At 64.1% G+C, this 12,321-nt stretch carries 6 protein-coding genes; 5 read left to right on the forward strand and 1 reads right to left on the reverse strand.

Annotated elements, in window-relative coordinates; all coding sequences use genetic code 11:
- Positions 1 to 3,381, reverse strand: coding sequence for a calcium-binding protein (locus tag ACIPHN_RS03730; RefSeq protein WP_400432895.1), 3,381 nt, complete (start codon positions 3,379 to 3,381; stop codon positions 1 to 3).
- Positions 3,382 to 4,082: 701 nt separating this feature from the next.
- On the opposite strand from ACIPHN_RS03730, the gene ACIPHN_RS03735 reads away from it, so the two are divergent.
- From ACIPHN_RS03735 to ACIPHN_RS03755, 5 genes are all read left to right on the forward strand, one after another.
- On the forward strand, positions 4,083 to 5,075 hold the full coding sequence (locus ACIPHN_RS03735) for a helix-turn-helix domain-containing protein (protein ID WP_400432898.1): 993 nt from the start codon (positions 4,083 to 4,085) through the stop codon (positions 5,073 to 5,075).
- 673 nt (positions 5,076 to 5,748) lie between these two features.
- Positions 5,749 to 7,110, forward strand: coding sequence for a DUF1329 domain-containing protein (locus ACIPHN_RS03740; protein WP_400432901.1), 1,362 nt, complete (start codon positions 5,749 to 5,751; stop codon positions 7,108 to 7,110).
- Positions 7,111 to 7,152: 42 nt separating this feature from the next.
- Complete coding sequence (locus ACIPHN_RS03745; protein ID WP_400432903.1) at positions 7,153 to 8,832, forward strand: DUF1302 domain-containing protein; 1,680 nt, start codon at positions 7,153 to 7,155, stop codon at positions 8,830 to 8,832.
- An 83-nt stretch (positions 8,833 to 8,915) separates the two neighbouring features.
- On the forward strand, positions 8,916 to 11,285 hold the full coding sequence (locus ACIPHN_RS03750) for an RND family transporter (protein WP_400432906.1): 2,370 nt from the start codon (positions 8,916 to 8,918) through the stop codon (positions 11,283 to 11,285).
- Between the two features lie 19 nt (positions 11,286 to 11,304).
- Complete coding sequence (locus ACIPHN_RS03755) at positions 11,305 to 12,312, forward strand: WD40/YVTN/BNR-like repeat-containing protein (RefSeq protein WP_400432908.1); 1,008 nt, start codon at positions 11,305 to 11,307, stop codon at positions 12,310 to 12,312.
- Positions 12,313 to 12,321 lie beyond the last annotated feature (9 nt).

A 12,321-nucleotide genomic window follows, 5' to 3' on the forward strand; every position in this document is an offset into this window, starting at 1 on the left:
TCAGTGCGTGACCGTCAGCAAGGTCTTGCCGCCACTGGACTGTCCATTGACCCAGGCGGTCTGGGACGCGGGCGGTGGCGCAAAACTGGCCATAGCCTGCACCAGCCTGTCGACATCGGTATCGTAGAGCGTGTTGCCATCGGCGGTCTTGATGCGCTCGACGTGGTTGTCGGTCCCGGTGGTACCGCCGACATACCAGTCGCGGATGGTCACGCGATCGTTGCCGCCCATCACGTCGATGCGCAGGTCGTTGCCGACCTGGCTGAACCAGAGGTTGTTCTGGTTGATATCACCCAGTTTCAGCACGTCCAGATTGCCGCGCGTCTGGTCGTTGTCGACGATGGTGTCGCGGCCATCTCCCCGGTTGAAGACATAGGTATCGTTGCCGGCCTGGCCGATCAGGGTATCGTCGCCTCGTCCGCCCTGGATGAGGTTGTTGCCGCGATTGCCGGTGATGACGTTATCCAGCTCGTTGCCGATGGCCTCCATGTTCTCGTTGCGGATCTTGATCGGATCGAGGGTATAGACCATGCTGGCGCCGACCACGTCAGCGACATTGTCCATCTCGGCCACGGTGAGATAGCGACAGCCATCGGCCGCCTGGCCGCGCCCGGAATCGGCGATGTAGAAACCGGCCACCGCGCCCGTGCTGGCATCACAGGCGACACCGGTAACGGCCACCACGTGGTTGACATAGCCATCCTCGACGTATTTGGGTGCGTCCCACAGCTTGCCGGCATTGACCGCCACCATCACGCCGCGCCCATCCTTGAGCAGATCGGCCAGCCGGTTGACGTCATAGCCATCACTGGTGTCGGCAGGCAATCCGAAACTCTTCAGCATGCTGACCTGGGAATACTGGTTGCTGGAGCCGCGCGACCCCTCATCCGTGGACGTGGTGTTGCACCAGCCGTTGGCGATGGCCGTCCTGATCACCGCCGCCTCGGTCAGCGGCAGACCGGCCATGATGCCGATGTTGGCCACGCTGGTCTCGCCGCAAGTGCCCTTGTAACCCGGCACTTCATCGCCTTGCGAGTAGTCGAGATCGAAGTAGTGAGGTGAGCCGTAGGTCAGCATCTGCGTCCCATTGATGGTCTCCCGCTCCGGCTTGGTGGCGTCCAGCAGGGTCAGGTTTTCCAGGTTCGCACCCAGCGTATAGCCGATCCGGGAAATCACCGTATCGATGCCTTCACCGGCCAGCTCGACGATCTTGTCGCCGACGTCATCGACCATGTAGGTATCGTTGCCGCGTCCGCCGGTCATCTGGTCCGCGCCCTTGCCGCCATTGAGGAGATTGTCGCCGCTGTTACCGGTGAGGATGTTGTCACACGAATTGCCGATGGCATCGAAATTGCCACCTTCGGTCAGGCGCAGGTCTTCGACGTTGGCCGACAGCGTATAGCTGCAGGAGGCGATGACCGTATCATGCCCCTCGTTGACCAGTTCGACGATGCTATCGCCGGGGTTGTCGACCACGTAGATGTCGTCGCCCTTGCCGCCTTCCATGTGGTCGTTGCCGGTCCCGCCATCGAGCAGGTCATTACCGACCCCGCCGAAGAGGGTGTCGTTGCCCGCACCACCATAGAGCAGGTCATCGCCGCCGATGTCATTGTTGGGCGAGGCGTAGGTGTGCATGAAATCGCCGTAGATGACGTCGTCGCCATCCCCGCCCATGAGCACGTCGTTGCCCGCCTCGCCGAAGAGCGTGTCATTGCCCTCTCCACCATACAGCTTGTCGTCGCCGCTGCCGCCGTGCATGTTGTCGTTGCCGGTCCCGCCCCACATCAGGTCGTTGCCCAGGCCACCGTCCATGAAGTCGTTGCCGGCGCCGCCGTCCATCACGTCATCATCGCTCTGCCCCGGCAGCAGCGTCTTCTGCACATTTCCGAAGAGCTGGTTGCCGTACATGCTGTCGTCACCATCGCCCCCCGACATCCGGTCATTGCCCAGGCCACCGTACATCTGGTCTTTGCCCCGGCCGCCGTCGAGCAGATCATTGCCGGCGCCACCATCGAGAATGTCATCGCCATCCTCGCCATATAGCTTGTCGTCACCCTCCTGTCCCATCAGGGTGTCATTGCCGGTGCCGCCCCACATGGTGTCATTGGTGTCGCCTCCGATGACGGTGTCATTGCCACCGCCGCCGATGAACTGGGTAAAGCGCGGTCGGCTGCCGCGCAGCCAATCGTTCAGCGACGAGCCCGTGTAGTCCAGGCGGTCATCGCCGTCGGTGCCGATCAACAAATCCGGCCGGCTCACAATGACCTTGACGTCATCGGGCTTGAACGTGACGGAGCGCCCGTAGGAGAGCTTGATGACGTTGTCGTTCTCACGCAGGCTGCGGAAGTCAGTCTCGGGCACTGCCAGCGGCGGCGGCGCAGCGGCGATCACCGTGGCAGGCAGTGCCGCGAAGCCTGCGATGGCAGGAACCGGGACTGGCACTACCGCTACCGATCCGACCACCACCGTGGCATCACTGCTGGCCTCGGCGGGCGCAGCGACCGGCGACGGGGCTGCGGCGATGACCGGCGCCGGTGCCGGTGCAACTGCTGGCGTAACTGCCGGGGTAAGCACCGGAGCAACGACGGGAACCGCTGCCGGCACCACTGCCGGCTTGAGTACCGGCGCCGCCTTGGGCGGGCACGACGGGATCAGCGACGAAATCGGGACCGGCACGCAGTTGGAATAGATGATCACCACATCGGGCGGAAACGCATCATGCAGCGGCACCACATCCCCGATGACAATCCATGGCTTGTTGGCCGGCCCGCGGGGATCGGGACTGACATCCTGCGGCAGCGGACAGACACTGCCCGGCGTCGATGGACGAACGCCCGCCGGGGTGGAAGGACACACGCTCGCTGGTGACGCGGGATGTGTCTTGCCTGGCGTCGGCGGCCACCCGGTGATCGGTTTGGGTGAATAGAGGGGCTCAGGCTCCAGCACGCCCGGCTTGACGCCGACAGGCTGGGCTTGTGCCAGTGTCGATGGCTCGACGGAATGCGAAGCCGATAGCGTCGACCGTGTGCTGCCTGCTGGCGGGGCGCTCTTGCCACTGCCGGCATTCCAGATGCCCAGGCGCCCGGCTACGGCGCCAGCGGTGACGGCACCCCGCAGCGACAGCAGGTTGGCATCGTCACTTTCCTGGCGGGACGGGGCCTGCCTGATATCGTGCATCTGGCGGGAACCGGCAAGCGGCTGGCCGCCGGTGCTGGCCGGGCGGTGACCGGCAAGCGGGAGAACACCTGCCACCGGTACGACAGCCGCGGCATGGAAGGCCGGCTTGCCGGTCACGATCGCCGCTGCTGGCTTGCGACGGGGTGTCGCGACCACGCGCACTGGCGACACCTGCGTACTCATTCGATTGATGGTGATAGGCATACTGTTCTCCCTGAGCTGTCTTACCGAAATTTTTCGTATTTGAGTTCGTAAAATTTCGTCCCAGGCTCATTCAATCGAAGCTCGCCAGCGCAGGCAATCGCACCAAGGTGAAGCCTGCACCAGTGGCCAGACCTGGCCATTCTGGGTTGCGCCGCCGTGGATATGAATTTTTGTACATGCAGGAAATACAAGGGCGCGACCAGCGCGGCGATACAGCGCAATCCCGGGCAGCAAGAAAATGCCGATATGAACAATCAGGCAAATGACGACGCCATCCCGGCAGCGTGGATTTTTTGAACATTCCACCACAGGCGTCCCTTGCACCGGCCGCCTGCGCCGCTGCGGAAAGCAACCGCGACAAACCGTGTCCCCCACGCTTCCGGCCGCGATTGGCTAGCACAATGCCCATCCCGCCGCAATGCTCGCTAACCCCAATGTGACGAAAGCGCCATTGCGGTTTTAATGCTGATTCAGTAGATTGGCGGAAAAATTACAAGTCCGAGAGTCACCCTCGAAGGTGCTCCGAGACAACGGAGACGAAAAACATCATGCCTGCCCCCGGCCCAGGCCCAAGGACATCCACCCTTGGCCAAGCGTGTGCTTTTGCCGTTTCCGTATGTTGGTCCGTCTCATGTGCGATCCGTCTGCTGCCACTGGCGCGGATTTTGCATGAAGCCGCAAAAAACATAAGGAGCCGCGCCATGTATTCCCGTGATTTCTCCGTCAACACCGTCGAGTTTTCGGATGTGGACGAACAAGCCAGCATGCTGACCGGATGGCAGCAGGAGTATCAGCAACTGGGCAGTGGCCGCTTTGTCGGTGCGCTCTCTACGGTACAGACCGATGAATTCCACTTCATCCGCGAAAGTACCAACACCTCTCTGCATGAGCGCATCATGCCGCCGCCCGACCAGGTCGTCATCGGCATCTGCAATACCGACGCAGATGGCCACCTGCTCAACGGTCGCCCGCTGACCCAGGACCTGCTGATCGTGCTCGATGGCAGCCGCGCCCATCATTTCCGTACCAACGGCCCCATCGAGTTGCTGGGTATCTCGGTGCCGCGCGAACTGTTCCTTTCCCAGTTGCATGAGCAGGACGACGCCAGCGTGCGCAGGTGGCTGGACCTGTCGGTGATGCAGATCGATGCGGGGGCCGCCAGCATGCTGCGCCAGTACTTTGCGCTGGCGTCGGAGCTGATGCAGCACCCGGCCGACGGCCCGGCGCGCAGCTTCAGCCCGCGGGCCCTGGCCTCCACCGCCATCAGCAACGTGGCCCTGGCGCTGTCGCTGCAGCAGGGCCATCACGATCTGGAAGCCACCCTGCCCTCACGCCAGCGCCGCGAGCGCATCGTGCACAATGCCATCGACTACATGCGCCAGCATGCCGGTGACGAGATCGGCATCCTCGATGTCTGCCGCGCCACCCATGTCAGCCGCCGTACGCTGCAATACTGCTTCGAAGAGCGCCTGGATATCTCGCCCCTGCAATACCTCAAGGCCCTGCGCCTGAACGCCGCCCACCGCGAGATCAAGCGCCGCAACGTGCAGGACGGCGTCTGCGACCGGCAAGACACCATCGGCAACCTGGCCGCCCTGTGCGGCTTCAACCACGCCAGCCGCTTTGCCTCCGAATACAAGAAGATGTTCGGCGTGCTGCCCTCCGAGACGGCATTGCAGGTCAGCCGCAACTAACTGAGACCCCGGGGGCTTGGTAACAGCGGTTACCAAGCCCCCCCTCTCGTCATCACGGTTTGGGCGATTTGGGCGATTTTGGGGCGCCAGCCTATCCGTTTTCGGCAAATGCCTTGGCCTTGCACCGACCGGGGTCGTGGATCTGCCATGCAGAATACGAGCAATCACTTCACTTGCTCGCATCCTCCCCTGGATTAACGACGAATCAGTCAACAATGACGGTCACTGCCACAGCGAAATTTCTCGCCCGGCGCATAATCCGCTGTCGTTCCCATCATCTCGCCGGTACAGTCCACGGCACCTCCCCGCACCCCGCAATCCGCCCTCCAGGCTGGCGGCATCCTGCCGCGCATCATTTTGGACAGTGGTATTTCAGCGCCATGCGCTTGGTTTGCTAAAAGCGGCTAACGGTGAGAAGCCCGCCGATTCTAAATTCTCTCTCGTCCACTGTTCTCAAAAAGCTACCTATCAAGGACGCCGCCATAAGCGAGTCAGATCGCCATTTCGTCAGCCGGATGTCAGGAATGGTGTGCGCCGAACCGGCCCGCAACGATAGGGACTGCCCTGCGAGTCTCAGGAAACCGGTCATGTCTCCGGTGTCGGGTGCGGCCTCCCCCAGGTCGCACGCAACCGGTCCACGCACAACACAGCATCACGAAATGGAGAGAGCACGATGAAGCACATCAACATGGGACTCATGGCCCTGGCGCTGGCCAGCACCTTCGCCCACGCCGCCACCCCGCAGGACCTGGGCGGCAGCCTGACGCCCCTGGGTGGCGAGAAGGCCGGCGGCAACGGCGTCCCCGAATGGAAGGACGAGAACCCGGCCCTGCCCGGCTGGTCCTACGGCAAGCTGCGTCGCGAGTTCTTCAAGTACAAGGACGACAAGAAGACCGACACCATCGATGCCTCCAACGTCGACAAGTACGCCAGCAAGCTGACACCCGGCCAGATTGCCCTGATCAAGCAGATCAAGGGCTACAAGATGGATGTCTATCCCAGCCACCGCTATTGCAGCGCCCCCGATTTCGTCGCCGAGAACACCAAGAAGAACAGCATCGCCAAGATCGGCCCGGACGGCTGGAGCCTGGCCGAGGCTGTAGTGCCGGGCATCCCCTTCCCGCTGCCCAAGACCGGCGAGGAAGCCATGTACAACAGCAAGATGCGCTATCGCGGCGTGGCCTTCGAGCTGAAGTCCACCATCACCGCCGTCTCGCCGCGCAAGGGCAGCACCGAGTGGATCAAGGCCGGCTCGCAGCAGACCATGTACTTCCCCTGGGCCAACAAGGGCAGCGCCAACCTGTCCACGCTGCCGCCGGTGGAGTACTACACCTACTTCGCCTACAACTCGCCCACCGCGCTGGCCGGCCAGGCGCTGTCGATCGCCACCTTCCTCAACCAGCCCGGCAGCGAGACCTTCTACTACTTCCCGGGCCAGCGCCGCGTGCGCCGCATGCCCTCCTACGCCTACGACTCGCCGCAGATCGGCATGGAAAACCAGTACACCCTGGATGAGCCCATGGTCTTCAACGGCACGGTGGACCGCTTCGACTGGAAGCTGGTCGGCAAGAAGGAAATGCTGGTGCCCTACGGCAGCTTCGGCGGCACCGAGTTCAAGACCAAGTTCGAGGATGTCGCCGGCGACGAATTCATCGCCGAGAATGCCCGCCGCTACGAGCTGCACCGTGTCTGGGTGGTGGAAGCCACCGTCAAGGCCGGCGTACGTCACCTGGCACCCAAGCGTACCTTCTACATCGACGAAGACAGCTGGAACCTGGTCGCCGCCGACGACTACGACGCCCAGGGCAAGCTGTGGAAGCACCGCGAAGCCTATGTGATCCCCGTCTATGAAACCGGCAGCTGCGACCAGGCCGGCTTTGCCCAGTACAACCTGGCCGAAGGCCGCTACGTGTTCGACCTGCACTCGGTGGGCACCGGTCGCGACCTGGCCTGGGAAGTCGATGGGAAGGGCAATCCGCGCGCCAAGGCCAGCTTCTACAGCGCCGACAACCTGCGCGCCATCAGCGACCGCTGATCGCCAGCCAGCAACGGGAGAGAGAAAACAATGAAAAAAAACATGCACAAGAAACTGCTGGCGCTGGCGGCGGCCAGCCTCTGCAGCAGCGGCGCCCAGGCCTTTACCTTCGAGGGCGAGACGGTCTCGGGCAACTTCGACTCCACCGTCTCCCTGGGCGTGGGCGTACGCGCCAGTTCGCAATCCTGCGGGCTGGTGATCGGCAGCAGCGCCGGCACTGCCTCGCCGGCCAGCGGCAGTGGCGCACCGGCCGGCTGCGCCGACTCGCTGTCCTCGCTCAACGACCAGGGCAACCTGAACTACAACCGCGGCGACCGCTTCACCACCTATCTCAAGGGCACGCATGAACTGCTGCTGAACATGCCCGAGGACGTCAAGTTCCTGGGGCGCGTGAGCTGGTTGCGCGACTACTCGGCCACCAGCACCAGCGGCAACATCAGCGGCGCCAACACCACCGGCCGCTCGCTGTCGGACGACGCCACCAACGAGCTGCATTCCAAGGTGCGGCTGCTGGACCTGTGGGTCAGCAAGTCCTTCAACCTGGGCGAGGAACGCGCCCGCGTGCGGGTCGGCAACCAGGTGGTGAACTGGGGCGAAAGCCTGTTCCTGCCGGGCGGCATCAACCAGACCAATGCCATCGACCTGATGCGCCTGTCCAATCCCGGCACGCAACTGAAGGAAGCCATCCTGCCGGCGCCCATGGTCAACTTCGCCTCGGGCATGGGCAATGGTTTCTCCATCGAGACCTATGTGCAGCAGGGCTGGGAAAGCAACTACTTCCCGCCCGTAGGCAGCTACTGGTCCACCGCCACCGTGGGCAGTGGCGCCGATGCCCTGGGCGTGCCCACCACCAACCGGCCGCGCTCCACCGGCCAGTATGGCGTGGCCCTGCGCTATACCCCGCCCGGTGCCGAGGTCAACTTCGGCCTGTACGTGATGAACTACCACGACAAGTCGCCGGTGCTCTCCACGGCCAACACCGCCAGCGGCCTGGGCTACTCCTATCTGGAAGACCGCAAGATGATCGGCCTGTCGGCCAACTTCCCGCTGGGGAACTGGGCCATCGGTACAGAACTGTCGTACCGGCCCAAGGATGCCGTGGCCCTCAATGGCTCGGTGCAGAACGCCAACGGCGGCTATTGCATGACCAATGGCAAGTGCTATGTCGAGACCGCCAAGTACCAGCTGGCCGTCACCGGCCTGCTCAGCCTCACGCCCAGCGAGCATGGCAGCATCCTCAAGCTGCTGGGGGCTGACACCGCGACCCTGATGGCCGAGGCCGTGGCGATCCGTTATCCCAACCTGAAGAGTTCCTATGACGGCATCCCGGTGGCAGCCGGCCTGTGGGGCTGGGGCTATGACACCACCGCCAATGCCAACTCCACCCTGGCCAACGGCGGCAACACCGCCGGCGTCGGCACGGCCACCTCCTACGGCTACAACCTGGACTTCAGCTGGGTCTATGACGGCTCGCTGGTGCCGGGCTGGCAGGTGATCCCGGAGATCTACTACTTCCAGGCCCTGAAGGGACGCACGCCCAACGCCACGGCCACCTTCATGGAAGGCGCCAAGATGGCCAACTTCACCATCACCTTCATGCAAAACCCCGCCAAGTGGCAGGTGGCGCTGAACTTCGCCAAGTTCTGGGGCGGCGCCAGCGTGTTCGACCAACCCCTGAGCGACCGCAGTTTCTATGGCCTGACCGTCAGCCGCAACTTCTAGCAACACGTCGTCACGCCCGGCCCTGGTGCCGGGCGTTTGGCCGCCTGCGGGCGGCAATCGTCTTCACCTGAGAAAAACGCACCATGGGTTCCGCCAATCGCCTCTTCAGCCTGGCCCGTTTCGAGGCCACCGTCTTCCGCTTCCGCATCCCTCTCCTGCTGGGCCTGCTGGTCTTTACGGCAGCCATGTCCTTCTTCGCGCTGCAATTGCGCATGGACGCCGGCTTCGAAAAGCAGATGCCCACCCACCACGAGTACATCGACACCTTCAAGCAATACCGTGACGACGTGCTCGGCGCCAACCGCCTCAATATCGTGCTGCGCGCCCGCAAGGGCGACATCTGGACCCAGGCCGCCTTAACGCGCCTGAGCGACATGACCCAGGCCGTCATGTTCCTGCCCAATATCAGCCGGCTGGGTGTGCAATCGCTGTGGACGCCCAATACCTTCGTCAACGAGATCACCGAGGAAGGCTTTCGCGCCGATCCGGTGATTCCCGGCACGGTGATTCCCTCGGCACTCACGCCGGAGAGCATCGCCCAGATCCGCAATACCGCCATCAACGGCGGCTTCGTCGGCACCCTGATCTCGCGCAACCAGGACAGCGCCATGATCGTGGCCGAGATCAATGAATTCGATGCCAAGGGCGACAAGGTCGATTACCTGGCCTACAACAAGCTCCTGAACGACTTGCGCGCCAAGTACGAGGATGCCGACTTCGAGGTGCAGATCATCGGCTTCGCCAAGCAGATCGGTGACGTTGCCGATGGCGCCGAGGGCGTGCTCAAGTTCTGCGCGATGGCGCTGCTGCTGACCACCATCGCGGTCTACTGGTATTGCCGCTCCCTGCCCTTCACGCTGCTGCCGGTGGCCTGCTCGCTGGTCTCGCTGGTGTGGCAGTTCGGCACGCTGCGCCTGCTCGGCTACGGGCTCGATCCACTGGCGGTGCTGGTGCCCTTCCTGGTGTTTGCCATCGGCGTCTCGCATGGGGTGCAGCAGATCAATACCATCGTGCGCGGCATCGCCAGCGGCCTGTCCTGCGAAGTGTCGGCGCGCGCCAGCTTCCGCGGCCTGTTGATCCCGGGCGTGCTGGCACTGGTGACGGCCTTTGTCTCCTTCATCACGCTGGTGATGATCCCCATCCCCATGGTGCGCGAGCTGGCCATCACCGCCTCCATCGGCGTGGCCTACAAGATCGTCACCAACCTGGTGATGCTGCCGCTGGCGGCCTCGCTGCTCAAGGTCGGCCGTGGCTATGCCGACGCCGCCATGCGCGCCCAGCAGGCGCGCGGACGCTGGCTGGCCGTGCTCTCGCGCGCGGCCGAACCCAGGGTGGCACGCACCATCGTGGTGGTCACGCTGTTGCTGTTGGCGGGCGCCGCCTGGTACAGCCACGACCGCCTGGTCGGCACGCTGCAGCCGGGCGCACCGGAATTGCACGCCAATTCGCGCTACAACCAGGATGCCCGCTGGATCGCCGAGAACTACGGCAATGGCCTGGACTGGCTGACGGTGATCCTCTCCACCCCCGCCAACTCCTGCGACAACGTCAGCTTCGGCCGCTACCAGGACCAGTTCGACACCGTCATGCGCCATGTGCCGGGCGTGCTGTCGGTAAGCTCCTTCGCCGACCAGATGAAGATCTACAACGAGGGCTACAACGAAGGCAACCCGGCCATGTTCACCGTGCCGCTGGATGCCGCCAACTACGCGGCGCTGGCCGTGGAGATCGGGCGCGTGCGCGGCTTCCTCTCCAAGGACTGCAACATGCTGGCGACCCATCTGTTCCTGGCCGACCACAAGGCCGCCACCATCAATGGCGTCATCCAGGCGGTCAAGCAATATCGCGACCAGCACAAGCTGGCCGGGCTGGAGATCCGCCTGGCCGCCGGCAATGCCGGCGTCATCGCCGCCGTCAATGACGAAGTCGAGAAGTCCGAACTGCCCATGATGCTCTACGTCTATGGCGCCATCGTGCTGCTGGTGTTTGCCGTCTATCGCGACTGGCGCGCCATCATCGCCTGCTGCCTGCCACTGACGGTGGCCACCTTCATCGGCTACGCCTTCATGAAGCAGCTGCAGATCGGCCTGACGGTGGCCACGCTGCCGGTGATGGTGCTGGCCGTGGGCATCGGCGTGGACTACGCGTTCTACATCTACAACCGCCTGCAGATGCACCTGGCCGCCGGCCAGCCCATCGAGGAAGCACTGCACCACTCGCTCCAGGAAATCGGCATGGCCACCATCTTCACCGCCATCACACTGGCCATCGGCGTGGCGACCTGGTCGTTCTCGGCGCTGAAGTTCCAGGCCGACATGGGCAAGCTGCTGGCCTTCATGTTCCTGGTCAACCTGGTCATGGCGATGACCGCGCTGCCGGCCTTTGCCGTGGTGCTGGAAAAGATGTTCCCGCGCAAGACCCCGATCAAGCTCAACAGCGCCCTGGCGCACTGACCCCGCAAGGACGATTTCGATGACTTTCTTCTTCAAGCACGCCCTGTCGGCGCTCGCCGCCAGCCTGGCGCTGATCCCGGCCAGCGCCGCGCTGGCCCAGGCCGGCGCCCCCATCCCCCTGGCCGCCGCGCGCGCCGACGCCCATGCCCTGCACAACATGATGCTGGGTGCCACCCGCGCCGGTAATCAGGCAAGCAGTCGCATCGTGGCCGTAGGCGCCTACGGCTACATCATCCTCTCCGACGACGGCGGCGCCAGCTACCGCCAGGCCGAGCAGGTGCCGGTGGACTTCACCCTGACCTCGGTGGCCTTCGCCGACAGCGAACAGGGTTGGGCCGCCGGGCATGGCGGCGCCATCCTGCACACCAGCGATGGCGGTCGCCACTGGACGCTGCAACGTAGCGATACCACGGTCGACCAGCCGCTCTTCTCGATCTGGTTTGCCAATGCCAACGAAGGCTGGGCGGCCGGGCTGTGGTCGCTGCTGCTGCACACCCGCGATGGCGGCCAGCACTGGGAGCAGGTCAAGCTGCCCACCGCGCCGGGCCAGAAACGCGGCGACCTGAACCTGCTGCACCTCTTCCCCGGCGCCGACGGTGCACTCTATGTCGCGGCCGAACAGGGCGTGCTGTATCGCTCGACCGACCAAGGCCAGCACTGGGAGGGTATCGCCACCGGCTCCAGGGCCTCGCTGTGGAGTGGCGTGGCCACGGCCTCCGGCGCCTTGGTGGTAGGTGGCCTGGGCGGCAAGATCCTGCGCAGCGACGATGGTGGCCAGCACTGGCAGAACGTGGCTTCGCCCACCAGCGGCTCCATCACCTCGCTGCGCACCGAGGGCAGCAAGGTGATCGGCAGCTCCCTCTCCGGGGCGCTGATCGTCAGTGACGACGATGGCCGCAGCTGGCGCGTGGCCGCCATGGCGCGCGATGCCCTGACCACGCTGGAACTGCAGGATGGTCGCGCCGACCGGCCGCTGGCCTATGGCAAGGGTGGGCAGGCCAGACTGGAGGCGCGTGCCGGCAACTGAAAACCGGCA

This window comes from Herbaspirillum sp. NPDC087042 (assembly GCF_044745245.1).
Lineage (GTDB): Bacteria > Pseudomonadota > Gammaproteobacteria > Burkholderiales > Burkholderiaceae_D > Herbaspirillum.

Coding starts and splice junctions, on each gene's coding strand:
- ACIPHN_RS03735 (WP_400432898.1), top strand. CDS start 4,083: ATGTATTCCCGTGATTTCTCCGTCAACACCGTCGAGTTTTCGGATGTG.
- ACIPHN_RS03740 (WP_400432901.1), top strand. CDS start 5,749: ATGAAGCACATCAACATGGGACTCATGGCCCTGGCGCTGGCCAGCACC.
- ACIPHN_RS03730 (WP_400432895.1), bottom strand. CDS start 3,381: ATGCCTATCACCATCAATCGAATGAGTACGCAGGTGTCGCCAGTGCGC.
- ACIPHN_RS03755 (WP_400432908.1), top strand. CDS start 11,305: ATGACTTTCTTCTTCAAGCACGCCCTGTCGGCGCTCGCCGCCAGCCTG.
- ACIPHN_RS03750 (WP_400432906.1), top strand. CDS start 8,916: ATGGGTTCCGCCAATCGCCTCTTCAGCCTGGCCCGTTTCGAGGCCACC.
- ACIPHN_RS03745 (WP_400432903.1), top strand. CDS start 7,153: ATGCACAAGAAACTGCTGGCGCTGGCGGCGGCCAGCCTCTGCAGCAGC.